This is a genomic window from Leptospira abararensis (assembly GCF_016918735.1).
GTDB classification, from domain to species: domain Bacteria; phylum Spirochaetota; class Leptospiria; order Leptospirales; family Leptospiraceae; genus Leptospira_A; species Leptospira_A abararensis.
Map to the genome: position 1 here is coordinate 210,872 of NZ_JAFFPR010000022.1, position 26,189 is coordinate 237,060.

The window sequence follows — 26,189 nt, forward strand, 5'->3', positions numbered from 1 at the left end:
TCTTAATAACTATGCGCTGGGTGAGAGCCAAGTATCGCAACTGTTTGGATATAAAATCGATACTCTCTCACTTCTTCTTGTGATGCGCGAGAATAGTCTTGGATGTATCTACGTTCCACAGAACCTCGCACCTTTCCAAATTCAGAACTATGGAAGGTCATCTGGAGTGACTGTGCCTCAATGGCATTCTTTGCAGGATCTCCATTTTGGTCGACAAGGGACTTGTCAGTAAAGTAATCATACCGAAAACCAACAGACCACAACTGGTGGAATTTAAAATCTAAAAATGCGTATGCGCCCCACTGGTCTTTGGTGGGAGATTTGGTCTTCTGAAAGGTAACAGGATCAAGATTCGACGGAAACACTTCTTGTTGGTACCAACCCTCTCCCATAATCATAATTTCACTTAAATTAGATCGGTTCCATCGAAGCACTGCATCGGCCCCATAAAGTAATCGTTGGTTTTTCCTTTCCGTGGTGGGCTCAAACCTGATTCCTGAAAATCCAAACTGAGTTCCCCAATTATTCCCAAAATAATAAAAATGTTTTAAGTGAGCATACAAAAGTGGATTGTTTTTTTGTACACCGGCATCGTGAGAGTGACCCCATTTCCTTCCGTTTGTTGCACCGAGCACAAGTTCTTGAGTGATAATTTTCCAAGGAAAAAGAATACTAAATTCTGCCCCGGTGTCAATGGCCGATTCCCATCCAATAAATTTTTCATGAACAATGGGAGTCATAGTAAAGGCGCGGTCATGCGCGTGGATTTTATTCAACCGACCCACATCGATAAACATCTGCCCAGCTTTGAGTGAGGTATTAAATGGCAAAAAAGGAAACTGAACCCAGGCTTCATGGACTTCAAAAAAATACTTACCGTTTTCACCGTGTGCTGCCCCAACAAAATTGGCACGCATCCATTGGTCTACAGCTCCGTTAAACCCGAATTCAGCGGTGCGTATGTCGAGTTGGTTATCGATCCTTTCTCCAGTTCCCCGAGGTTTGTTCCGATCCCAAGCACCAACAATGTCAAGGGCAGCATAAGCATCCATCATGAGGTTTTGGGCTGATCTGTTGATCTGTTGGTTAGACTGGACTGGGGACGAGATCCCCCGACTGCCTTCGGTTCCCTTTTCACGTTTTTCTTGGTCTTGTAAATCTTTCTCTAAATCCGCTTCCCAATCAGAAGTGATTGTATTGGATTCAGATATAGATTTCGCATTCTTTTTGTTAGCCGATCTTGTATCATCAAGTTCTTTTTCCCATTCCGTAGCCTCGGCAAAAAGAAGGAAAGAAAACAAAAGGGAGAGGATCACTCCCCCGATTTTGACTTTTGAAAAACTATGGTTTGGTTTCACGATAAGTTTTAAATGATATTATTGAAAGGATCCGTTAGTCCCGATGACTGTCGAGTAAATGGTGATCGACTTAATGATCGCTTTGTTGATTTTTAAACCGATTCGGTCTCCAGTAAAGCCAGTAATGGCAGCATTTTCTTCTTCAAATTCATAGGAAGAACGATTTGCCAAATTACAAGGAATAGACCAACCAAAAATATGAGCATTCGAACTTTCTTTATGAACTTCTAAACATACGGTTTTTTCCACTCCCACAGAAGAAGCCCATGGGGTACTTGCTGTGGTGGCAAAAGGAGAAGGAGTGGAACCGTTCAGCCATTGTGCCACAGTCGGAGACAATTGTACGCCAGGACCTGCAAAACTAGTCGTTGATTGGATGAGTGCATCCAAACTGGAATCCGCTTGGTTCATCACATAAGTGATTTCGATTCCTGCTTTGGACTCATTTCCCGTTGCAGAGAGACTGGAAGCATTGGTTACAATTGTAGATGCTGCACTTGTTCCTTGTAACCCTCCACTAAAGGTAATTCCACTTGCAGTGAATCCAAAGGCTCTTAAAACTGAAGTCACATCCCCGGAACATCCTGTAAAAGTATAACGAGTTCCATTTCCGGCAGATCCAGAAACAGCTGTGGGCCCACAACCAGGTGCAGCAAATAAAGCAGCTAACAACGCATCAGCATTATCTTTCTTATCTTTGGACTGGAAGAGTTCTGCACAATTCATCACAGAGAAAAGGATGGTAGAAAATAGGAAAAGTTTGGCAAATTTCATAAATACCTCTGTGGGACAATCATTTGCAACACTGTTGCAAATGCAACCACGTTTCATTTAAAAAATAAGTTTTCTGCGTTCCGGTAGAGAATTTTTTGTTTGGCCAAGTCGCTAATCGGTAAATCCAAAAATCGGGTGATGGGGTGATTTAGATTGTAAGGGATATTAGGAAAGTCAGATCCAAAATAAATTTGGTCCTGGTAAGTTTCTAAATAAGAAACTGCGCCATCCACATCTTCGGCTTTTCCTGTCGCAAGAAAATCTACAAAGACCATTGTGGTATCCAGTCCCAAATTCGGATAAGTAACAAGTAACGAAGCGTAGGCGGAAATTTCATGAGCACCCATATGGGCAACGATGACCTTTAACTTAGGGTAGGTTTCCAAAAATGGTTTAAAGAATTGAATTCCCGTAAACTCACCTGGCAGAGGTGCTGTACCTGTGTGGATGAGAATGGGAATTTGTTTTTCTTGCAAATAGGCAAAAGTTTCGGTGAGCTCCGGTCGATTTAAGTTGAGTTTGGATACCTCACAGTGGAGTTTAAAACCTCGGAACCCGTAATCTTCGACAGCCTTCTTTACATAACCAAGGACACCCTCCTCTGGATAAAAAGTTCCAAAAGGAATGGCTCCCAACCATTTTTTATAATTGGCATAGGTCCAATCATTTAAAGAAGAAGCCATACCTACTTTGTGCGCATAGTTCAGAGTGGTAAAACGTTTGATACCATTCTGATGGAGGCGTTCCACTCGTTCCGCTTCTGGTAACCTATAGCCGATGGCCCAGTTCACATTGTCAAACCAACGCCAAATCAGCTTCATCACGGTCTCTGGAAAAAAATGAGTATGGATATCAAAAATATAAGGGATTCCTAAATCACGAATCCGATCCAAGTGGTCGGGAGTTTCTGAATCTAGAATGGCGGGATAAGAATCTCCTCTCCACAAAAAAGGAGAAGAGATCCGAGTGTCAGGTTGGTTAGAAGACTCTACACCTTCTTCCCCTTCTCCCATAAAACAAGCGTAACAGGGAAGAAGAGGATTTTTATCTACTGGTTTATGCAGTGACTGGTGTTTTTTTCTTTCCACGAATCTTTGTTAGGTTCGAAGCTAAGATTGCCGAACTATCAAGAATATAAGCATCAGCAATAGACTTACGATAGTTTCTTCTTTCTACCTTAGAGCGACCGATACTTCTTTCGAGTAACAAACTGTTGTGGAAACGTGCTGCAGACTCTACCACTTCAAAAGCCAACTCTTCACGAAGAGGAGTGGAATCAATTTCTGCAAACTCTGCCACAACCGATTCAAATTGTTTGAATAAGTCGTTTAGACCTTGGCTGGAAGCGAAAGTTGCCATTTCCGATTTTAAGTATTCACGGTAGATTCCCGTTTCTGTCATTCCAGAAACAATTCCACCGATACAAGCAACCGTTTGTAACTGAGTGGTTCCTTCGTAGATATTGGTGATTCTCACATCGCGGTAAAGTCGTGCTACATCATAATCTTCTGTGTATCCCGATCCGCCATGAATTTGCATAGAATCATAAGCTACAAGGTTTGCCATTTCTGTGATATAGTATTTAGAAAGTGGTGTGAAGAGTGAAGCTAGTTTTTCCCACTTCTTAAAAGTTTCATCTTTTTTGATTTCCTTCTCTGAAAGCCCTTTCATCTTTCCTCGTTCTTCTTTCCAACGATACTGATCCACAGCAAAACTTGCTTCATAAAGAATACAACGCATGGCAGCAACTTCTCGCTCCATCCTTTCCAACATTTTTTTCACCGCAGTGATATTGTTTATTGTTTTTCCAAATTGTACTCTTTCTTCTGCATACTTTTTACCTTCGAAGTAAGCAGCCGTGGCAATCCCCATCGCTTGAGCTGCAATGTTGAGTCGAGCTTGGTTCATCATGGCCATAGAGTATTTTACAAGGCCTTTCCCTTCTTCACCAATAAGAATTCCTGGACTATTTTCAAAAACCACTTCACAAGTTGGCGAACAATGGAGTCCCATTTTCTTTTCAATGGATGCTACAAATACATCCTTAGAGTGAACCAAAAAGAAAGAAAGTCCGCGAGCTCCACTTGTTGTGGTTCCTGTTCTTGCAAGTGTCAAAATGATAGAGGGTGCTGATCCAAACCCACAAGCATGAGTGATAAAACGTTTGGTTCCTGTTATCTTCCAAGTTCCATCTTCGCCTTTGATCGCTTTTGTTTGTAAGTTAGGGAGGTCAGATCCGTAGTTTGGTTCTGTGAGTGCCATAGCCCCACAAAGTTCACCAGCTGCCATCTTTGGAACAAATTCATGAATCATTTCTTCTGTTCCAAATCGTTCGACAGTCTCCGCTAAGTTCATACATCCCAGAGTGATTGCAAGCGATCCGTCCCCTCGAGAGACACATTCAGATAACATCGATTGTACGACTGAAGGAAGACCGAGTCCACCGTAATGTCTGTGGATTCCGTAAGGAAGAAGTCCGGCAGATTTGATTTTTTCTACCACATCCAACATGACTTTTGGAAATCCGACTTGCCCGTCTTTGTATTTCAGTCCTTCTTCGTCCATTTGTTTGGAAATTTGAGAAATATCGTTTCCTGCAATATCTCCTCCAGCTTCTAAAGTGGAACGGTAAAATTCAATGGCATCTTCATAGTTTCCGGGAGCAAAGGCGAGTTCTTCCTTTCCCGATTTTTGGTATTCTGCAAAGTCTTCGAAACCTTGTTCGTATTGGTCTACCACCTCGTTCCAAGGGGTAAGAGAATCAAAATGATCAATCAGGTCATCGTTATCGTTAAAATAGTTATTGGAAATCATACAGTCGCTCCTTAAGCAGGACTTTCACTCAAAGATCAAACTAGGGAGAAGAATTACAAATAATTTTCCCACCTTCCCTTCTGAACGAAACCGAACCCTGTTAAGTTAATGGTGTTAAACAAGGACTAACGGATCCGGTTGGCTAAGTCTTGAATGTCCTCAATATGTTCCGCAAGCACCCTTGTATTTTCGGCTACTACTTGGACTGCGTCTTCAATACTTTGTGCAGCACGAGCCACTTCCTGGTTCCCTACGGACTGTTCATTCGCAATGGATTCGAGTTGTGAGGAAAGCTCTTTGAGATCTTTTTGTGATTCTACTACCCTAGCATTTAATCTTTGCAAGTCGACAAACTTCTCATTAAAACTGATTACCTTATTTTGAATTTTGGACATTTCCGTTTCTTGGTTTTGTGCAAGTTCGTTCGCTTCTTTTGCCGAGGCATTTCCTTTCAATAAATCCGATTTTGATTTATGAATGGTTTTTGAAATGATACTGGCGTTGTTCGCAGAATTTTCAGCCAGTTTGGCAACCTCACTAGCCACAACGGCAAAACCACGACCATGTTCTCCGGCTCTAGCCGCCTCAATCGAAGCATTGAGAGCAAGTAAATTGGTTTGGTCTGCGATTTCTTTCATGATTTGGTTTACGTCTTCTACTTTCTGAAAGCTAGAACTTACTTCCCCTAAAATAGAATTTAAGTTTTGCATCGAGTTCGTCACCAAATTACTAAATTTGGAAGACTGGTTGATTTGATCCGAGATAATATCAATCTCCCCTCGCACAGATTTTACAATTCCTTCTAAGGTTTGGCTTTCCTCATTCAAAGTTTCGATTCGTTTGTATTGGTCCTTAACAAAGGAAACAGAGTTTTCAGTGGATTGCGAAATTTCAGTTAAGGAAGCAGAGATTTGTTCAATGGATGCTGCTTGGTTTTGTACAAGGCCATTTAAATCATCAGCAAAAACTTTGAGAGCTGCCACCGATTGGTTTAAACTCTCTCCCGTTTCCACCATTGCCTCTTTTTGTGTTTCCATTACTTTCGTATGTTCTTCTGAAGTTTTTTTACCCAAGATGGCTTCATCGCGGATGGAGGTAAGTAAGCCCACCATTTTGCCAATTGTGACTGTTGCCATTAACAGAAAAAAAACTTTTACAATTTCTACAGGTAAAGAAATCGAATAAGCCAACTTATGAGTATCATTCCGATCTACAAATTCCATTCCTACAAACCCTGCCAATACTAGAGAACCAATTTGAACTAATGTCAACAAGGCTCCAATTACATATGTTTGGCGGGATGAAAAAAGAAATCCCGAATATAATAAGATAAAAAAGGATATGATATAGTTCACTCCATCCTTTAAGGCAGAGGCAGCAATATCCAAATCCATAAAACTTTGTCCCAAAGTATTGGAACTAATCAAAAAGATATCAATAATTACAAACCAAAAGGCATGTGGGGCTTTCCCTTTTTTCAATAGGATAAATTGTGTGAATGCCACCATCCCATAAAAGAAAGTGGTGAAGAGCATCAGAATGAGTTGGTCTTTATGAAGAGAACCCAAACTGCCAAGAATTCCTAAAATAAAAATCACAAGGAGAGTGGAGCGGATAGAATTGATGGTCTTTGTGGCCTTCAGGTAGTACGAATCCAATTGCATATCCAAAGAATTTGAACTTGGTTCATAAAATGCAAGGATTTCCTCGTATTTTGAGGGCAAAGTCTGGCTTATCTCCAGAAAACAAATGCAACAAAATTGCATTTACTTATTGACAGAAATCCTCGCCCAAACCAAATGCAACTATATTGCACTAAGGAAACACCTATGAAACCAAAAATTCCAGTGACCGTCCTCTCTGGATTTCTCGGGGCGGGCAAAACCACCCTACTCAACCATATACTCTCCAACAGAGAGGGCTTACGTGTAGCTGTCATTGTAAACGATATGAGCGAAGTGAATATCGACGCAAGACTTGTTGCTTCCGGTGGCAGTTTAAGTCGTACCAATGAAAAATTAGTAGAGATGTCCAATGGTTGCATTTGTTGCACACTCCGAGAAGATCTACTCATTGAGATCACCAAACTTGCTAAAGACGGAAGATTTGATTCTATCCTTATCGAGTCCACGGGAATTTCAGAGCCACTCCCGATTGCGGAAACCTTTACCTTTGAAGATGAAAATGGAGTGAGTTTGTCCGATATTGTTAAACTTGATTCTATGATTACGGTTGTGGATGCCGTGAATTTTTTAAAAGACTTTCAGAGCCTAGATTCCTTACAAGAACGTAAATTAGGTGCTGGTGAGGAGGATGACAGAGATATTGTGGACTTACTTGTGGACCAAGTAGAGTTCAGTGATACCATCATCGTCAATAAAATCAGTTTGTTATCAGAAGAAAAAAAGAATAGACTCCTTACCATTTTAAGATCCCTAAATGCAGACGCAGAAATCATCACCACTGACTATAGTAAAGTTCCTTTGTCAAAAGTTCTAAATACAGGACGATTTGATTTTGATAAAGCAAGCCAGTCTCCTTTGTGGCTAAAGGAACTCCGCGGAGAACATACACCCGAAACCGAAGAATATGGAATCAAAAGTTTTGTTTATGGAAACAGACGCCCCTTTCATCCAGAACGTTTCCATAAATGGCTACATTCTGAAAAACCTGGAGTGGTACGTGCCAAAGGATTTGTATGGCTTGCTAGTAAAATGGACTGGGTTCTTCTCTATTCCCAAGCAGGAAACTTATCCTCTTATAAACCGGAAGGGTATTGGTGGGCCAGTATCCCTGATGAGGACATTCCAGATGATCCCGATGTATTAGAAAATTTGCAAGCGCATTGGTTAGAACCCTGGGGTGATAGACGCCAAGAGATTGTTCTTATCGGCAGGGATATGGACGAAAAGAAATTACGAGCATCTCTCGACAAATGCCTGCTAAGTGATAACGAATACAAAACGGGGCCGGAAGGTTGGACATCATTCGAAGATCCATTTCCTGATTGGGATGCCATGATTGCAGAATCAGAATCTACATCCGAAGAAAAAGAGGAAGAACCAAACCTATGAAGGTATATTTAGGAAATATGCTGGTAGAACTTACCGGCAAAAGGCCAAAAAAAGGATTTCAGTGGCAACATAACTTCCAATTTTTACCCGCACTGAATACAGAATCAAATTTCCCCAATCTAAAGAATAAAAAAGGACTGATTTTCATTTCCACTTTGCCCAATGTCCGAAGTTTTGCCTGTTCGACTCAAGTATTAGATTTGGAAGAAGAATTAAAAAAAAGAAAAATCCAGGCAAAGATCATTCACATAGCTTCCGATGGCAAAGACGCATGGTCGGAAATTAAAAAATTGCACCCGACTATAAAAGCGCACGGTTATAGTTTAAAAAACGGAAACCCAGATGATGTAAATACACTCAAGGAAATTTTAGGAATCGGAGTTGCCAGTTCCCATCGATTGGCACATGGCTTATTTGCAATTCAAGATGGGATCCTTATTTCAAGTTTAATTCCTAAACAACAATACGGGGTACCCAATATCAAAAAGTTTCTAAACCAACTGAAACAATCGTAAGAATAAACTCAGGTTATGAAGTCATTGAAAAACTTTTGTGTTTCAAACTATAAAGATGTGTTATTTATAATTAAGCAACTGCTGCCTTAAGGGCAGCAATATCAATTTTATGCATCTTAAGCATTGCCTGTTGGGCTCGTTCGGCCTTCACTGGATCCGGATGGGAAATCAGTTGCAAAAGAATCTTTGGTGTGACCTGCCACCACATACCAAATTTGTCCTGAAGCCAACCGCACATACTTTCTTTACCACCATCGGCAAGAAGACCATTCCAATAATGATCGACTTCCTTTTGTGTTTCCACGCTAATCATAAAGGAAACTCCCCAGCTGAACTGAAACCCAGGTCCTCCATTAAAAGCAAAAAACTTTTGGCCATTCAGAATGAATTCTGCCTGCGTAGGATTTACGATGAGAAACTTAGACTTTTTGAATATGGATTTATAGAATTTAGCAACTTCTTCGATGTTCGCGTTGAACATAAGAAAGGGAGTGATACTCTGCGTAGGTGAACCGATATATTCCACTTTTTTCAGTGCAGATTTTGGTTTTTTCAAATTACTTTTCTTTTTTGCAACTGCCATACTTTTCTCCCTTTTTCGAACTGATTTTATGGTAATCAACAAAGGGACTCAAGGAAAAAAATATGTTTTTTCTTAAACTAGTCTTTTGTAATGAAGTGCAATTACCTCGGTAGACATCTTATACCCTTTGTTACATAAAGATGCATCATAAGCATATTTTAGTTCGGTAGGTAGGGCCCACCTGTTTCCCCCCATCCCCATTTGGGCATAGGTTCGTTTGTATCCATGGGATTATCGACTAACTGTGAATTAATCACAGCAAGCCTTGTCCCCCATTCTATGTAACCAACAAATGCAGAACGAAACTCAGGATCACTTTTGAGACCAACTTCATCAGCTGTTTGTAAAAGTAAATGAACCCAACGTTGCCTCATCTCTTCTGTTAACATTTTGCCAATATGTTTTCCAATCATATGGGAATGGCTTCCACCGTCATTCGAAGTATAAAATTGGCCACCTCCAAAAACCTCTGAGACAAAATGAGATACATGTTGAACGTGTTCCGGTGACATATTTCCAAACACTTTTCCAAGTAGGTCATCTTTCAAAACTTTGCCATAAAACCGAGCAAACAAAGCATCAAAAGTTTTTATATCGCCTGCCCATTCGTATAACGTTGGTATTTTTTTCATAATTTCTCTTTCGCCCATTGGTTCCATTCTTTTGCTGTCCGAAATTTTTGCCCGGTAATAGACGTTAAAGCATAATAACTCAATTTGCGTTTTTCAGAATCATCACCATTGACAAAGGATAATAAAACTGGGACAGATTTTTTATCCTTACGTTTGGCAATTTCTTCCATGGCAGGCCGGTAAACTTCTGCCTCTTTAGATTTTGTTGCCTCTTCGATTAAGAGACGAGCTTCTTCTGTGGGAATCAAAGCCACTGTGGAAAGAATTTGCGGAGCCATTTTAGGTCTTTCGGAAAGTAGTTCTTTTAGTTTAGGTAAACTTGATGGATCGGCAATCGAACCCAAGGCTTCCAAAGCATAGACCATAAGTTTTGCATCTCCCATGTCCAGAGCCTTGATCAAATCAGGAACCGCCTCTTTAGAACCCAAAATTCCTAATGCCCAAGCAGAACCATAAGGTCCCTCTTTAGCTCCTGATAATAAAATCTTTCTGAGCACAGGAATGGAAGCTTTGTCACCAATCCAACCTAGGGCTTCAGCAAAACTATCCCGCTCTGGAGTGGATTCTTTTTCTAACAATTCTTCCAGACGTAACCTTCCTTCTTTAAACCTTTGGCGACCAACAATCTTTGCTGCACTTCCCCAGTTCTTTGTATCTTTTCCACCAAACAAACCGAAGGCTAACTGTGCCGCTTCTTTGGAAGGGATAGAACAGAGGACATCAGTTGCATAAAGTTTGGTTTCTGGATCATTTGCCTGTAAGGTTTGAAACACTTTTGGAACCACAGATGGATTTCCAATTTCAATAAGTGCCATCGACGCATTTTCTTTTCCTTTGCTATAAGGAAGACTCAATGCTTTCACTAGCACCTCATTTGCAGTTTTTGCTTTGATTCTTCCAAGAGCGAGGTAGGCTGCAGCAAGAGTGGGTGATTCATCTTGGGTTTGGGTGAGACGGAGTAAATAGGATTCAGAAGAAGCGATTTTTAATTTTCCCAGTGCCATCGCATAGGTTTTATCTTTTTCCCTGTCTTTGTTTCTTAAAGCCAAACTTAGGATTTGTGAGCCCACTGAATTGGCACCGATTTGTACCAAGGCATCCACTGTTTGCAAACGTAGTGTTGGGTTTTGATCATCTAACAAAGGATAGATCTTATTTCCGATCGATGGGTCTTTCATTCGAGTAAGGGCATCTAAATAAACATCTTTTGGATTTTCGGAATCCGACCATAATAGATTGGCAATCGCAGTAGAGGAGGATTTGTCTTTTAGGTCACCTAGGGCAATGGCAGCACCAGCACGGACTCCCGCTTCTTTATCAGATAAAAGTTTTTTTAACTTAGGTATGGCGGATCTTTCTTCTCTACTCCCCAATTGCACAGCTGCTTGGGAGCGAGTGAAAGGATCAGGGGAATTTAAGTTTTCCATCAGTTCTTTTGTGGTTTGTTCTTCTGACACTGTTTCCTCTAGGGAAGTCGGTTCGTCCTTGGGCGGGACGGGATCACAATTCAAAATGAGAGTGAGGGAGAAAAAAAAAGAAATCAAAAACCAATACTTTTGCATGCCAGACAAATTTATAAATTTAAAAATCTGTATACAAGTGTTAATTCGAAGGAAGGTGATGAATTTTTTAGATTCATTGATTCCTTCCTTTCTGTATTTCCGAACTACCCTTTTACAATGATAATAAAAATCGAATCATACTGGCTCTATCCGATACATTCAGTGCTAAAAAATATTTTTTACTTTTTTCTGCTTCCCCCCCATGCCAAAGAATGGCCTCATCCAAAGTTTTGGCCCGGCCATCATGTAAAAAACGCGCTCGCCCATTCACAGTTCCAAAAAGTCCGATTCCCCAAAGGGGGGCGGTTCTCCATTCGCTTTCCGAGGCTTCGCCGTCCGCCTTTCCATCACTCAGATCCTCTCCCATATCATGTAAAAGCAGATCGGTATAGGGACGTATGACTTGATTGGAAAGTTGTGGAAAAGAAGCATTCGATGAGGTAACCATAATTTCCGTATGACATTTGTTACAGCCAGCTAGAAAAAAATGTTTTTTACCTGTTAATATTGCCGCCGAATTTGCATTGCGACGAACAGGTACAGCTACCAGTTGCATGTATTTGGTAATCGCAGTTATTTTTTCTTCAGATACTTCTGGATTTCCACCACCAGTGGCATTGGAACAAGCAGTCTGTGTTGCACTACAGTTCTCTTGCGAGAACATAGGGCTTGAAATTCCTATGTCACCAGAAAAAGCCGCAGAGTTTTGGCGTTTGAGACTTGGCGCATTGGCCTTCCATCCAAACCGGCCCAAAGACTTTCCACTTCCAGTCAGGTCCCAAAGAAAATTAGGTCTTCCTGAAATTCCATCACCATCTAAATCCATAGGATCAGAACGAGAAAGGATGGTTTCTTCTGGAACGGCTTCTAAAAGCCCAAGACCTATCACTTGCTGTGTCAACCGAACAGATGTTTTGTGTCCAGAAGCAAAGGCCCCATACCCGAGTCCACTAAATACCAAATTAGGTTTTCTGAGTGAATACGAACTACCATCCTGATAATTTCCACTGATGGTATCATATTCCAAGTGAACTGTCCCTTCCTTTGTGACTCCGGCAACTGCATTAGGTTGGAACTGCGTCCCATACACTGGTTCCGGATCATTTCCCCTAGCACCGACACCTAACCTAACCAAGGTGAATACTAATGGATCTCCATCATCTTCTACTGCTCTACCATTACCCACATGACAACTTAAACACGAATTGGTATGAAAGAAAGGACCCAATCCATCTCGGTCCGGTAAAGTAGAAGAAAATCCTGGACTCCAAGGGACTTCAAAGACGGCTTGCCCCACTGTAAAATCGGAAATTGTAGTTAAGGGAGAATTTTTTCCAAATTGAAGGAAGGCTCGAGCGTCAGTTACAAAACTCGTCATTGCCTTTCCTCCCGAAAGTTCCTCTCCTTCTTCATATTCCCAAGGGAATTTTCCGAATTGGTGTAGTCCGAATAAGGCCAAACAAGTTCCATCCTCACAAAGATTCTCTTCTTTGGGACAACCTAAATCCGTAGTAAGATTACCAATATCAGAAAACCCAATCCCCGTAGAACATGCGTTTGTCTCAAAAAACACACATCCATAAAAAGAACTAATAATCAAACAAAATAGAAATATTCTCATCTCAAGTTTTAGAAACAAAATGAGAACTAGTTGGGAATGGTAAGAAAAATCGGTGTTGTAGCGGCCCAAGTCTCTTGTAAATCAGAGCGACCAATGGAACCTTTAAAATTCCAACCCCATCCATACAAGGAACCTGTTTTTAGGATCGCAAAATTATGCAAAGCCCCGCATCCAAAGTATTGAATATCTTTGACGCCGACAACAATGTCGCCAGGAGTATAGAGTTTTGCCGGTGTGGTAAGACCAGTTCCTAAATTTCCGCTCGAATTTGCTCCCCAACCCTTAACTGTCCCATCACCTAAGACGGCAAAACTTTGGGTTCCGTTGGCCCAAACAGACACTACTTGATATAGTCCAGTCACTAGTGTTGGAGTTGGAACTGGTGTTGGACTTCCACTTCCCCCAATGCCCAACTGACCGCTTGCGGCAAGACCCCACGCATATACGGTGCCATCATTCTTTAAAGCAAGGATATGGTCACGGCCATTGGCAATATGAACTATACCAGATAAGGAACTCACTTTTTTCGGAGTAGAATTGACTTCCGCTGCCGTTCCAAGAACTCCATCACCTAAATTTCCATATTGGTCTCGACCCCAAACATAAACTTCACCTGACTTTGTTAAGGCGGCAGTATGTTCAGATCCTGCAATGACTTGGATAATATCGTTAGGAAGCCCAGTGACAGTGACTGGATTTGCAGAATAAGTGCCAGCACCGCCTGTCCCATTTCCCAGTTGTCCTACTGAATTTGAGCCAAAGGTCACTACAGTCCCATCAGATTTCAAAACAACGGCATGGTCATAACCATAAGTTCCCATCACCGCATTGTTGATTCCAGGAACCTTACGTGGTGGATTTCTTTGACCGGCATCAGCGGGTGCAGCTTGTAGATCACCAGTATTACCCATACCCAATTGCCCACTACTATTGGCTCCCCAAGTCCAAACACTTCCATCCTCTGTTATGGCAAGTGAATTGTTTTGATTAAATCCAATAGATACGACATTGGAAATAGTTGATAACTTGGTAATGGTTGGGTTTGTAAGATCCCCCGTTGAGGTTCCTGATCCAAGTTGGCCATAATTGTTCCTACCCCAAGTATAGAGGTTTCCATTCACCACATAACCAGAATGAGATCCACCAGCCGTAATTCGATTCCCGAAGTATGTTAAGATAGTTTTTTTAGCAGACATTCCTGCCGAGTTTGTACAATGAATTTGAATTTTATTGGCACCTAACATAGGTTTAATTGAAATGGAAGAGGTTGTCTCCCCTTTCCCAACATTAAAATTTTCTTTTTCTGCATTATTTTGTAAAACATGGCAAGACAAGGTATCTGCTGTTTTTATGTTCAATGGTAAGTCATAAGTTTTCACAATACTTCCATCACGTGGCGAAAGAATTTCAAACCTCGAGCCCACATCACGATTACCGGAAAGGGAAACGAGAAAAATTGTATCAGTCAGATGGGAGATGTCTTCAATCGAAGGTTCCAGATTTTCTGAAGAAGAAATTTTAAAAGTTCCGAGTAATTTCCCATTTGCATCTTTCACATGAATTAAATAACTCCCACTTCCTAGGGAGAGTTGCCAAGATCCAGTTTCCGTTGTTGTTGCCAGAGATCGGGAAACTCCTGAGGTTTTTACACTTCCTTGCATTGCTAACTCTAAGCTGGCGTTAGGAATCGGACTTCCTGCCCCGTCCGTAAGACTGCCAGAAATTGTGGAAAGGTTAAGGCTAAAGCCAAGCAATGCCAAAGCCGATGGGTCCTCATTTTCTTTTGCTTTGCAGAAACTGACAGCAACAAGCAAGGCCAGTACCACCAATGATTTTCCGCGGTTTTTTCTATTTGGGTTCATGGAATCTGTTCTCCTAAGAGGATACGACTCCGTAATGATACCGAGTCTCAAATTCATCTATTTTTTGAACGCTGTTCCTGTCAAGCACAGATAGAAATTTCTCTTCAGAGAAGAATCGGGACGCGGGTGAAAGAAAAAAAAAGAGGACCAGTGGTCCTCTTTTTAGAACTGCGGAATTCCGGAATGGTTAAGAGTTGGGAACTTGGCTTCTCACTTCTTTTAAAGTGGCCAATTCTTTTTTCCAAAGTTTTAGATCTTTCTCAGCAGAAACTTTTACATCGCCTGCTGGTTGTTTGTTTTCCATCCAATACTCGACCATTTGGATTCTTGATTCCAATTCATTGATCTTAAAATCAAAATACGCTTTTTGTGTTTTGGCCGATGGTCTTTCATTAGCATTCGGCTCTTCTGCCGAAGGTTTGTCGGACCATTTTTCTTTAGATATCGACGCTGAAATACTAGCGTCCATCGCAGTAAAAGAATCTAACATTTGAAGTTGTTCCTTCTCTTCTGCTTCTGTCATCCGAGTTTTGATTTCGCGAGGGATGTAGAAATTTTTTGGATATTTCGCCGCAAAATCTCTCCACTCTTCTTTTACTTCTTCTTTACGATTTGGTTTTTTCTCCAAAGCAAACGGCCAAAGCACCTCAGCCTGTGCCAATTCCAATTCTTCTGGATTGGGAGCGTCGGAAAACTCTGGATCGTCAAACAACGAATTGGCGTGACTTTCTGACTTTCCGAAATCGGAATCGGTGACTTCTGTTTGTTTATTAGTTTTGTGTGAAGAAAACTTCCATACAACAAAAGAAAATAAAACCAATAGAAATCCACAAACCGAAATGATACCTATAAACCGCTTGCTCATTGTTTAACCCCTTATGTAAAGATAGAAATTACCCAAGAAATTGCCTGACCAAAGATGTTCTCTGTGAGGAATTTCTTTAAGTCCACTGGGTTTCTATTAAGTGAATCGTAATACCAAGCAGTATACTCGCTTACTTGCGGAATTGAGTATCCGTAACGAGAGTTAATTGCTTTGATTAGTTCATTTGCAAATAGAGAATGTCCATACATATTTGGGTGAACACCATCTAAACCAAAAACTCCCGGTTGGTTTGGCAGAGGCCAGTTTGCTCTTGCGTTTCCAGGAGACCAACCATCTGCACTACGGATCGGTCTTCCATTTTCTTTTAAATCATCAAAAATCACTCGTAAGTCAGCAACTGCAAAACGCATAGTAGCTGCCTGTGCTTTGATTTCGTTGTTCAACATATTTAAGAAAGTGGAAATGGATGCGATCTCATTTGCATCGAGAACTTGGTTTGGATCTGATACAGAATTTCGAAAAAATGCTTTGAGTCCTGTATAATTTGCACGCCCGTTTGGATCTTTGTAATTTTCGAGAAATGCAATGGCAGTTACGTTTGGAACGGTAAAGAGAACTCCACCTTGCAAACTTCCCATAACAGACATTCTACGGAAAAATTCACGAATATCTCTTTTGAATCTTGTTTCATCTAAACAATCTGTAGATGTATGAAGTGCAGTACATAGAACGTGGTTGGCACCAGCTGACCCAAATAGAAAAGTTGGTTTCACTTTTTCCATCACTTGGGTTTGTGTTCCGGCATCGCGGAGACCAAATCTATGAAACTTATCTGGTTCTTGGCAATCAGCCACAGTTACCCAGCGGTAAGTGTACCAATACCATTTTGCCCAGTACCATTCTTTCTCTTGTTTGGTGGCAGTAATGTCTTCACATTTACCGGAAGTTTTAAGTAGACTTGTATACTCAGCACCAGTGATTCCGGCATGTGTCGGCAGAGAAACTGTAGAAGCATTTCCACCGATGATACTTTCTGCAATACAGAAAACACCACAGTCCCATTTCAGCACATCTTCTAAGTTTACAAAGGGTCCCTTTAGGACGTTGTATGAAACAGAAGCACCTGCTTGTTTACTCACAAGGACAGGATAGGCCCAATCTTGTGTTTTTTTCTCTACGGTGACACCAAAGAAACCTTGGCTTAAGGAATCTCCTACGACACCCACTCTTTGGAACATCTGGCTTTGGGTTTGTGCAGAGAGAGACCCCGCCAAAACCAAGGACAACACCAGTCCTATTGCTACTTTTGCTTTCATATTTCCTCCCAATCGAAACATTTTTAACATAATTTATACAATTGCCATAGATTCATGGCTTTTTGAACCAGTGTCAAATAATTTATTTCCGAACCATTGAGATTTTTTGAACAAAGTTCAACGAATGATCAGAAACCAAAACCCTGATAAATATCAATCAGAGAATCAATAAAACCATTTGCCCTCCGGAGGCCTCACCGGAACGCTGTTTAATTAATAATGAGAATCTATCTCAATTAGGAGAGAACCCGATATGACGTTGATGCGAAATCTTACATTCGTACTTTCACTTGGCCTTGTGCTGAATTATTGTACTCCCGAAAAGGAAAACTCTGATGCAAACCTTCTGGCAGCCTTAGCCCTTGCCGGTAGCGCTCCAAGCCAATCTGCCTTTCTGGAAACCTATGCTCAAATCGCCTTTGAAAATTATAGCGATTCGTATGCGGATGTGGTTGTCTTAAGGCAAAAAGTAGCTACCTTTGCGGCCAAAGCCTCCCCTTCTCTTTCGGAACTCAATGAACTGAAGACTTACTGGAGAAGAGCCAGACGAAGTTATTTACAAACGGAGATCTTTCGATTTAGCCAAGGACCTATTGATAACCCAGCCCTTACAGGAGGAGTCGAATTAGAACCTTTAATGAATGCATGGCCTTTGGATGAGGGTTATATTGATACTGTGATCTTAGCAGGAACAATCACAAAACAAGGATTAATTGATGCAAACGGAGGCGATTGTTCCGGTGGAACCTGCCATGATGGTGACGCTGCTAAAAATATTTCAGTTGGTTGGCATGCTATTGAATACCTGTTATGGGGTGCTGATGCCCAAAATAACTTCACTCCGGGTAACTCCATTACACAAACGAATTTCACAACAGCCAATGGTTCCGGAAGTGCCGCAGCAAAACGTTCTGCTTATCTATTATATGCAACAGAAATTCTAGAAGCCCATCTTCTTCTTTTGAAAAATTCTTGGGATCCAACACTATCCACTTCCTATGTTTCTAAATTCAAATCAAGTGCCACTTCCTTTGAAAACATCCTACGAGGGATTGCTAGATTTTCTGGTGGGGAATGGGGAGGAGAAAGAATGACCGGAGTATTTGGTGGAGAACAAGAAGAAGAACATTCCTGTTTTTCGGACAATACAAAAGCAGATTTCTACTATGATGCCAAAGGATTAGATAATCTTTATAATGGTTCTTATACTGGCTCTAAAACTATAAATGGGTATGGATTAAAAAATCTTTTGGGCAATGAATCAAGTTATATCAAAGAACGAATTGCAACAGCAGAACTTTTTTGTCTGAATGAATTTACCGAAGATGTATCACTCAACCAAGCTTGTAATAACTCCATCATTTCTAGCCGATTTGATCGGATGATTGCTACTGTGAATGTATCTGGTTCTGTAACTGAAAACGCGGACTATAATATTTTCCGTTACCAAATCCAACCAGCAGTTCAAGAAATTGCAAAAGCATTACAAAGATCTGCCGCAAGTTATGGTGTCTCCATTGGAGATGACGGCTTAGTGCTCCAATAAATATAGAAATGAAAACAAAACACCTTATCCTACTGATAATTTTTTCTCTTCTTTTTTCTTGCAAAAAAAAAGAAAACGATGATGTTACTACTGCTCTTATCCTTGCTGCCATTATATCCTCTCCCCCATGTTCTTCGGGAGATTTTTTAAACGACCCTTGTGAACAATTTAGCGGTGGAGATACTACTACTTTCGATTCCACAGAGTCTGCTTTCGATTTAGAAGCAGCCAATGTAGTAGATGCAAAGAGGTCCATTGACTTCCAAGATGGGAATGCAAATTTCAACCGCACTTGGCTTCCTTCTGGAAATTCTTCAGTAGCGGGACTTGGTCCTGTTTTTAACAATCGCTCTTGCCAAGGTTGCCACGTCAAAGACGGAAGAGGACGACCTCCTGCCGATGGAACTAGTCTTGCCTCTATGCTTATCCGATTAAGTGTTACTGGATCCAATCCCACAACTGGTGGTCCCGTTGCTATGACCAATTTTGGAACACAATTAAATACAGAAGGTATTTTAGAATTTGGAACAGGCACACAAATTCCCAAAGAAGGAACTGTAACCATTACTTATACAGAAGAATCAGGAACATTTCCAGACGGTGAAATTTATTCCTTACGTAAACCAAGTTATGCGATTACATGGAATGTAGGTGGTGGTGCTACTCAAATCAATGTGACAAACCCAGGCCAACCCTACCATCCAACAAACAATGCTTCGGGAAGTTATTTTATTTCTCCAAGAACTGCACCAATGATGCCAGGACTTGGACTCCTCGAAGCAATCCCTGAGTCTACCATTCGTTCCTTTGCTGATGTAACAGACTCCAATGGAGATGGAGTTTCTGGAAAACCAAATCTTGTTTGGGATACAACACAAGCCAAAACCTTTCTCGGAAGGTTTGGTTGGAAAGCAAACCAACCCAATTTAAACCACCAAAATGCCAGTGCATTTTTAGGTGATATTGGACTAACAACAGCTATATTTCCTACGGAAAATTGTGCAACTGGACAATCCCTCTGTGCAGCAAGTCCCACCGGAAATGGAACAAACCCTGAAATTTCAAATGATCGTTTATCGCGCGTTACGTTCTACACTAGTTTAGTGAGTGTTCCTGGACGAAGGGGGTGGCGAACAGAGGATGTCAAAAAAGGAAAAGATTTATTTATCCAAATCGGATGTTCTTCTTGCCATATCCCAAGAATGAAAACGGGAGATCACCCCATTCCAGAAGTAGCAAACCAAGAGATACGACCCTATACAGATTTACTTTTACATGATATGGGTGATGGACTTAGCGATTTTCGCTCTGACTTTTTGGCAATGGGAAATGAATGGAGAACCACTCCACTTTGGGGCCTTGGCCTGATTGAAAGGGTCAATGGTCATGAACTTTTACTGCATGATGGAAGAGCCCGAGGTGTACAAGAAGCAATTCTTTGGCATGGAGGAGAAGCAGAACAAAGTAAAAACAATTACAAACAATTACCCAAAGAATCTAGAGCCAAGGTCATCAGTTTTCTTAAATCTTTATGAATCCAACTAGTCTTAAATCGAAAATCCTAATATACGGGTTCTATCTATTATTGTTTAATTGTGGAGTCCAATCAGATGGTGCATCCGAAAAAGCACAGATTTTAGGTTTGGTAGATACCTACCTAAGGACATATACAACATCCAGTTTGCTTGTTGATATTTCCAACAATCTAATCATCCCCAAGTATACAAATTTGGACCAAAAGGTATCTGCTCTGCAAACCGCAGCGGCTGCCTACACTGCCACACAAGATACGAACAACTTGAACCTTATTCGAAATGCTTGGATGGAAGCCGATTTAGCATATAAACAAATTGAATGGGCTTATTTTGGGCCAGCTAACATTCCTTATAATGTTTATCTTTTTTTAGATAGTTATTCTCGGGCATTTCCCATTGACCCAACCTCAATCGAATCAAAAATTACCTCGAATTTAGCGCCGAGTGGCCTTCGTGTAGATGGTTTGGACACTGTGGAATATCTTCTTTTTAAGGATAACATAGGCACCACAAACACTGCCTTTGCTGACACAAATCGTAGAACCTACCTAACAAAACTAATCCAAGATATTAAAACGCAAACAGGTCTCCTGATTTTCCATTGGGATAAATCGAGAACTTCTTCTTTTTATTATTCTTTTACAAATGCAGGAAAAGGAAGCAGAGAGTATCCCAACACCAAAGACGGACTCACTGAATTAACAAACCAAATGGTATTCTTTTGTAATACAATTGTAGATACCAAAATTGCTGAACCTTCTGGATTACGAGCTACCAATTTAGGTGTAAAAGACATCACAAAAGTAGAAACACCTTATGCCAACTTATCCCTTGACTCTCTTTTACAAAACCTCCAAGGTTTCTCTGATCTTGGAGAAGCCGGTCTCTATAAATTTTTAGCACTCCGAAGTGAAACAGTGGTTCCGAGACTTCAGGAACAAATCCGAATCAGTTCAACATCAGTGAGTTTCATAAAGTCGAAGTATGGAACCTTACAAAATGCAATCACAATAGGAAATAACGATGTGGAAGTAATGCTCAATGAATTTAAAAAACTAAGAGTTTTGATTAGTACAGAACTGATCAGTTCACTTGGAGGAACCATCGGAGTGAGTTCAAATGACGGTGATTAAATATTTATCTAATCCCGTATCTTCGCTTTCTTTACATTTCTTTCGCATTGGATATGGATTTGCGACAACGATTTTAATCTCCCGATATTTCTATTTTGGATGGATTCATTCTTACTTTATCAAACCAAGTTTTTTTTTCAAACACTTTGGTTGGGAATGGATCCACCCACTACCATCAGCATTTACTTATGTTTTGTTTGGGATTCTACTTATCACTTCGTTTGGAATTTTTCTCGGATATTTTTTACGATTCAACCTCTTTGTGTTTACCCTTGGGTTTACATGGTTTCACTTTTCAGATGCCACCATTTACCTGAATCATTATTACCTTATTTCCTTACTCGGCTTTTTACTTTGGTTATCGCCTGTTAGTAAAATCAAGATACCAACCTTTCGATGGAGAGATTGGTTAAACAATGCAAAACCAATTCCAAAACTTTGGCTGTATGCATTCCGGTTGCAAATGGGACTTGTCTATTTTTTTGGAGGGATCGCCAAACTTCAACCTGACTGGTTATTCGAAGCTCTCCCTTTGAAGCTATGGTTGTATCAATCGGAAGGAAAATTTCCACTCCTCGATCCCCTACTAGGCCTTCCCTTCACGGCATTTGTCTTCTCTTGGATTGGAGTCATTTTTGATTTGTCAGTTCCCTTTTTACTTTGTATAAAAAGGTTTCGATTTCTGGCATGGTTTGTTGTCCTTTTCTTTCATTCCTTCACAGCCTTTCTTTTTCCGATCGGTGTGTTCCCTATTGTAATGAGCCTTTCTTCATTGATTTTTTTTGCACCTGACTGGCCACGCACTCTTATTAACCGTGTTTTAAAAAATAAAATTCTGATTTCAGAAGGATCGAAATTTCCATCAGAAAATCACTGGAATGAGTTTGGAATTAAAGAATATGTTTTACTCGCCTATCTTCTATTACAGGTAACGATTCCTTTTCGGCATATACTTTATCCTGGGCAAGTAATTTGGACAGAGGAAGCGATCAAATTTTCCTGGCAAGTGATGGTAGCAGACAAAGTGGGTACAGCAGTATTTTTTTTACAAAATAAACAAATTGATCCGAAAGAAATTCTGACTGACTACCAATACCGGATGATGACCATCCAACCAGAACACATTTTACAATTTGCAAGATACTTACAAAAACAGGAATATAAACTAACTGGCATCAAAGATACCCCTGTCTATGTCCAATCCCATGTTTCGATTAATGGGAAACCGGCTCGTCCCTTGTTTTCACCTAACGAAGATCTAACTAAAATCAAAATAAATTTTTCCCCCTTACAAGGACTCATTCGATGAACTTTCGAAACCTAACCAATTCCCTTATTTTTCTCCTGATCTTTCTAGGAAATAAAGAAATCTTTTCTCAAGACAAGACTGAAGACCAAGGAACTAAACCCCAAAAGAATGAAGGGATTCATGTCATTGGAAACAAAAAGGAAGACTTAAAAAAAATTCCAGGGTCAGCTTACATCATCGACAAAAAATATTTAGAGGAAGCCTCTCCCACTGATCCTATGGAAGCTTTAAGGAGATCTCCAGGTGCCAGTGTACGTTTCCAAGACGGAGCAGGTCTTACACCAAACATTGGTTTTAGGGGTGTGAGCAATGAAGAATCCAGAAAAACACTGATTTTAGAAGATGGAATTTTAACTTCACTTTCTCCTTATGGCCAACCAGAAAGTTATTATTCTCCTTCCATTGAAAGAATGGAGAGAATTGAAATCATTAAAGGCTCAGGTTCAATTTTATTTGGACCAAATACCATTGGGGGAATTGTCAATTTTGTCACTAAACGTCCGCCAGTTGAATCCATTTTTTATACAAAGAATGTGGGAGGAGAAAATGGGTATTTATCCACTTACAATTCATATGGAAAAAGTTTTGGATCGAGCGCTTTTGAAGTTTCTTTACTGAGAAAACAGGGAAATGGATTTCGTAATCACCAAAGTTTCGACGTTACCGAAGGCAATGTTAAATGGATTCAAGATTGGAACGAAAACCATAGCACAACCATTAAGTTAGGGTATCATATGCAAAATGCCGAGTCCACTTATCTAGGTTTGTCACAAGGGCTTTTCCGAATGGATCCAAAAATCAATCCTGCAGAATATGATGAAAAACAATTAAACCGAAGCCAAACAATCATTTCTCATAATTGGAAATTATCTGATGACCATAACCTCATCATTCGAGGATATTTTTCGCAAGCAGAAAGAAATTGGGCGAGGCAAGATTTTTTATCTGGGAAATCGACAACAGGTGGATATCTGAATGCTCCCTTAGACACAATTCGTACATACTCACCCGGTATCATTGGCAATCGCCCCGGAGATACAATCTATATGCGAGATTCTTACATCAGTCGGGACCAATCCTTTATGGTGGGTGGAGTTGAGACAAAACTCGAATCAAAATTTTCTACCTTAGGACTCAAACATGAAACAGACATTGGCGTTCGGATTCATGGGGAAAATAATTTAACACAAACGAATGTGAAAAAAACTGATGATCCTTTAGGTTATCTTTCCAAGGCGATCATCCAAGAAGACTCTCTCGTAAATAATTTAATCCAACCATCACTTCCTAACTTTAATTTGAATCGGCAAGAACGAAAGATTGAATCTTTGGCCGCTTATTTCCAAGATAGAATTCAACTTTCTGAAAACTGGAAATTAATTCCCGGTGTTCGTTACGAAGAAGTAAGACAAAAAGCAATCACAACAAGAAGGCAAGCTACAGCAGAAGACTACCGACTTGGCGCCGTGCTACCAAATGATGTTTCGGTAAACCGAAGAAGCTCTAGTGAATCGAGAACTCATGTGATCCTTCCGGGCCTCGGCATCACCTATGATATAACAAAAAAATTCATTTGGTTTTCCGGAGCGCACAAAGGATTTTCACCACCAACCTTTGGTACTTCTTTCAGTCCTCAAGGGAATGATTACCGGCTAAAACCAGAAACATCTACAAATTATGAAACCGGAATACGAGGAGATATTACATCCTATTTATACACAGAACTTGTTGGTTACAAAATGTATTTTCGCGACCAAATTATCAATGTAAACGAGGTAGGCGGCGAAAATGGAATTAGACCGGCAAATACTGGTTACTCGACACATACTGGCGGTGAATCCGTATTTGTCTGGGATCCAGCAAAAATGCAAAAATCTGAATGGCGAATTCCTATTGAATTCATTTACTCACGAATTGAAGCAAAATCCAGAAGTTTTAACCCATTCCCAGTATCTCAAACCAGTGATGGAAGAGAAGTTATAGAATATTTGCCAGCATATACAGTGAACAATTACCAATACATACCAACAGACACAACAGGTAATTATTTACCTTATGTACCGAAAGAAACAATCACGACAGCGGTTAGTGTCTCCTCACCTCAAGGATATTACGGTCGGCTAGAATACCAATACATTGGAAAACAATACTCCGATTTATTAAACACAAAAGATGAATCAGAAGATGGTAATAAAGGAATCATCCCAAAAGTGGAATTATGGAATACAAGTTTTGGTTACAGGTCTCCAGATAAATGGTCTGTGTTTATCAATGCAAAAAACATTCAAGACAAACAGTATGTCTCAGGCCGGTTACCAACAGGCATCCAGCCAGGGCCTTTCCGCCAAATCAATGTTGGATTCACTCTGGAGTTGTAACTTCCATTCCATTTAATACTTTAGTTTGAGAATAATCAATCGGACAGAAAAGAATAGAGGAAAACTTGGATTCCAATTGGGAATTTGAATCAGAGATACCAACGAATTGGCGAATGATATCCAATTCTTGTTCGTCAACAATAACTACAAAAATACTCTACTAACTCATTAACCTCAAAAAGAATTTCTAGGTATTCATGAAGATTAGGGGCTGTTAAAAGAAATTCAAAAGATTCTCTAGCATGCTGAGGAGAACTCTTTTTCCAAAACTCATAAACCAAAACTTGCATTTTTGACCCTCAGCTATTATACAAGGGACAAAAGGAAAATCAGCGTTACAGAATCAGTATTTCGAATTAGAATAAAAAATAAGAAAAATCAGAGAAAATAGAAAGAAAGGACAGAGCAAAATACGACAAGAAATCTTAGAATTCTTGTAAATTTTTGAGTCTAGAAGTATTTACCCACACGATCAAAATTGCCTAGAGCAGAAATTATGGTGGTTTCTTCCCAAACATCCAATACGGCTCCATTTCCACGCATATACACCAATACATCTCCCCGATCTTGAGAGGGGATTTTTTTTAATTCTCGCAATACGAGTGATAAACGGTCAGGATCTCGTTTATTCGGTGATAGTTTTGCTTCAGATTTAAAATCAAATCGATCACTTAAACCCTGGCAAAAGGTTTCCCAAACATGAATCGAATCTAAAATAGATTCCAATCTGATTCGATTTTCCCTTTCCTTCGGTGTTTGTTCTGCCACTTTTTTCATTCCAGAGACCATCATCATACGCAAGTAATAATAGAGTGTATGGCTATTCAAAAGTATTTTACGAATTTCGTTTTCTCTGAGATTGGAAAAGATTCCAAGAAGTGCCTGCATTGTCATATTATTTTCTTCTAATATATCGAAGTAAGCTTCCCATGTTTGCGGATCTAAATTGGATAAGAGATGGATTTTCAGGGTAGGATCTCGGTCCATTTCCTCCGCCAGAGACAAAATTCGCAAACTTTGTGCAGAATTAAACAATGTCCTAACCTGTAAAAAGTAAGCATTGGAATCGAAGTTTCCAGATAAAAACTGTTTTCCATACCCAAAATAAATGAACTTCATAAGTAATTCTGGTGTTAGGTTGTCGTCATTCAAAAAACGTTTGGAACCCTCTTCAGAACGAAGAAGCCATAAATATTCGAATACTAAGTCACAAAACTCTTCTTCGGCTAACATGTGATCAGCTAATGATTTTAAGTCTGACCCTTGTTCGATGGATTGGAAAAAATCTAATAATTCATTAGGGGACGCATTTTTCCAAAATTCAGATGCCTTCCATCGCATACATATTTTA

General features: G+C 40.2%; 20 protein-coding genes. 7 read left to right on the forward strand and 13 right to left on the reverse strand.

Going from position 1 to position 26,189, the window contains the following annotated elements; translation table 11 throughout:
- Positions 1 to 2: 2 nt before the first annotated feature.
- The 5 genes from JWG40_RS07385 to JWG40_RS07405 all read right to left on the reverse strand — a co-directional run bounded on the left by JWG40_RS07385 (position 3) and on the right by JWG40_RS07405 (position 6,610).
- Positions 3 to 1,358 (reverse strand): TonB-dependent receptor, encoded by a 1,356-nt coding sequence (locus JWG40_RS07385; protein WP_205285185.1) that lies wholly within the window; start codon positions 1,356 to 1,358, stop codon positions 3 to 5.
- Between the two features lie 18 nt (positions 1,359 to 1,376).
- Entirely contained in the window at positions 1,377 to 2,132 is a 756-nt protein-coding gene (locus tag JWG40_RS07390; protein ID WP_205285186.1) for a hypothetical protein, read from the reverse strand.
- 53 nt (positions 2,133 to 2,185) lie between these two features.
- Positions 2,186 to 3,145: an amidohydrolase family protein gene (locus JWG40_RS07395; RefSeq protein ID WP_205285238.1), complete on the reverse strand. Its 960-nt coding sequence runs from the start codon at positions 3,143 to 3,145 to the stop codon at positions 2,186 to 2,188.
- Between the two features lie 43 nt (positions 3,146 to 3,188).
- On the reverse strand, positions 3,189 to 4,946 hold the full coding sequence (locus JWG40_RS07400) for an acyl-CoA dehydrogenase family protein (RefSeq protein ID WP_205285187.1): 1,758 nt from the start codon (positions 4,944 to 4,946) through the stop codon (positions 3,189 to 3,191).
- A 125-nt stretch (positions 4,947 to 5,071) separates the two neighbouring features.
- The gene (locus JWG40_RS07405) at positions 5,072 to 6,610 is read right to left on the reverse strand and encodes a methyl-accepting chemotaxis protein (protein WP_205285239.1); all 1,539 of its coding nucleotides are present in this window, start codon (positions 6,608 to 6,610) and stop codon (positions 5,072 to 5,074) included.
- Between the two features lie 165 nt (positions 6,611 to 6,775).
- Here JWG40_RS07405 and zigA point away from each other — a divergent pair, with 165 nt between their 5' ends.
- Positions 6,776 to 8,020: a zinc metallochaperone GTPase ZigA gene (gene zigA / locus JWG40_RS07410; RefSeq protein ID WP_205285188.1), complete on the forward strand. Its 1,245-nt coding sequence runs from the start codon at positions 6,776 to 6,778 to the stop codon at positions 8,018 to 8,020.
- Positions 8,017 to 8,535 (forward strand): hypothetical protein, encoded by a 519-nt coding sequence (locus JWG40_RS07415; RefSeq protein ID WP_205285189.1) that lies wholly within the window; start codon positions 8,017 to 8,019, stop codon positions 8,533 to 8,535. Before zigA ends, JWG40_RS07415 begins: the two co-directional genes overlap by 4 nt.
- 70 nt (positions 8,536 to 8,605) lie before the next feature.
- On the opposite strand, the gene JWG40_RS07420 is transcribed toward JWG40_RS07415, so the two are convergent.
- The 7 genes from JWG40_RS07420 to JWG40_RS07450 all read right to left on the reverse strand — a co-directional run bounded on the left by JWG40_RS07420 (position 8,606) and on the right by JWG40_RS07450 (position 16,967).
- Positions 8,606 to 9,118, reverse strand: coding sequence for a VOC family protein (locus tag JWG40_RS07420; protein WP_205285190.1), 513 nt, complete (start codon positions 9,116 to 9,118; stop codon positions 8,606 to 8,608).
- A 158-nt stretch (positions 9,119 to 9,276) separates the two neighbouring features.
- Positions 9,277 to 9,750 (reverse strand): group II truncated hemoglobin, encoded by a 474-nt coding sequence (locus JWG40_RS07425; RefSeq protein WP_205285191.1) that lies wholly within the window; start codon positions 9,748 to 9,750, stop codon positions 9,277 to 9,279.
- The gene (locus JWG40_RS07430; RefSeq protein WP_205285192.1) at positions 9,747 to 11,312 is read right to left on the reverse strand and encodes a HEAT repeat domain-containing protein; all 1,566 of its coding nucleotides are present in this window, start codon (positions 11,310 to 11,312) and stop codon (positions 9,747 to 9,749) included. Before JWG40_RS07430 ends, JWG40_RS07425 begins: the two co-directional genes overlap by 4 nt.
- A 112-nt stretch (positions 11,313 to 11,424) precedes the next feature.
- A complete protein-coding gene (locus tag JWG40_RS07435) occupies positions 11,425 to 12,933 on the reverse strand; it encodes a di-heme oxidoreductase family protein (RefSeq protein WP_205285193.1) in 1,509 nt (502 codons plus the stop codon).
- 26 nt (positions 12,934 to 12,959) lie between these two features.
- Positions 12,960 to 14,795, reverse strand: a complete 1,836-nt coding sequence (locus JWG40_RS07440) for an RCC1 domain-containing protein (RefSeq protein ID WP_205285194.1) — start codon at positions 14,793 to 14,795, stop codon at positions 12,960 to 12,962.
- Positions 14,796 to 14,982: 187 nt separating this feature from the next.
- Positions 14,983 to 15,660 carry a hypothetical protein gene (locus tag JWG40_RS07445; RefSeq protein ID WP_205285195.1) on the reverse strand — a complete coding sequence of 226 codons (678 nt, stop codon included), beginning with the start codon at positions 15,658 to 15,660 and terminating at the stop codon, positions 14,983 to 14,985.
- Between the two features lie 11 nt (positions 15,661 to 15,671).
- On the reverse strand, positions 15,672 to 16,967 hold the full coding sequence (locus tag JWG40_RS07450; protein ID WP_205285196.1) for a hypothetical protein: 1,296 nt from the start codon (positions 16,965 to 16,967) through the stop codon (positions 15,672 to 15,674).
- 223 nt (positions 16,968 to 17,190) lie between these two features.
- Here JWG40_RS07450 and JWG40_RS07455 point away from each other — a divergent pair, with 223 nt between their 5' ends.
- Genes JWG40_RS07455 through JWG40_RS07475 form a run of 5 tightly spaced genes read left to right on the forward strand, consistent with a single transcriptional unit; the run spans position 17,191 to position 24,838 of the window.
- The gene (locus tag JWG40_RS07455; RefSeq protein WP_205285197.1) at positions 17,191 to 18,483 is read left to right on the forward strand and encodes an imelysin family protein; all 1,293 of its coding nucleotides are present in this window, start codon (positions 17,191 to 17,193) and stop codon (positions 18,481 to 18,483) included.
- An 8-nt stretch (positions 18,484 to 18,491) separates the two neighbouring features.
- A complete protein-coding gene (locus tag JWG40_RS07460; protein WP_205285198.1) occupies positions 18,492 to 20,018 on the forward strand; it encodes a di-heme oxidoreductase family protein in 1,527 nt (508 codons plus the stop codon).
- Positions 20,015 to 21,151: an imelysin family protein gene (locus tag JWG40_RS07465; protein ID WP_205285199.1), complete on the forward strand. Its 1,137-nt coding sequence runs from the start codon at positions 20,015 to 20,017 to the stop codon at positions 21,149 to 21,151. The genes JWG40_RS07460 and JWG40_RS07465 overlap by 4 nt, the downstream gene beginning before the upstream one ends.
- Positions 21,138 to 22,460 (forward strand): HTTM domain-containing protein, encoded by a 1,323-nt coding sequence (locus tag JWG40_RS07470; RefSeq protein WP_205285200.1) that lies wholly within the window; start codon positions 21,138 to 21,140, stop codon positions 22,458 to 22,460. The genes JWG40_RS07465 and JWG40_RS07470 overlap by 14 nt, the downstream gene beginning before the upstream one ends.
- Positions 22,457 to 24,838, forward strand: coding sequence for a TonB-dependent receptor family protein (locus tag JWG40_RS07475; protein WP_205285201.1), 2,382 nt, complete (start codon positions 22,457 to 22,459; stop codon positions 24,836 to 24,838). The genes JWG40_RS07470 and JWG40_RS07475 overlap by 4 nt, the downstream gene beginning before the upstream one ends.
- Positions 24,839 to 25,288: 450 nt before the next feature.
- Here JWG40_RS07475 and JWG40_RS07480 read toward each other — a convergent pair whose 3' ends face one another.
- Entirely contained in the window at positions 25,289 to 26,179 is an 891-nt protein-coding gene (locus JWG40_RS07480) for an LBF_1199 family protein (protein WP_205285202.1), read from the reverse strand.
- Between the last annotated feature and the right edge of the window lie 10 nt (positions 26,180 to 26,189).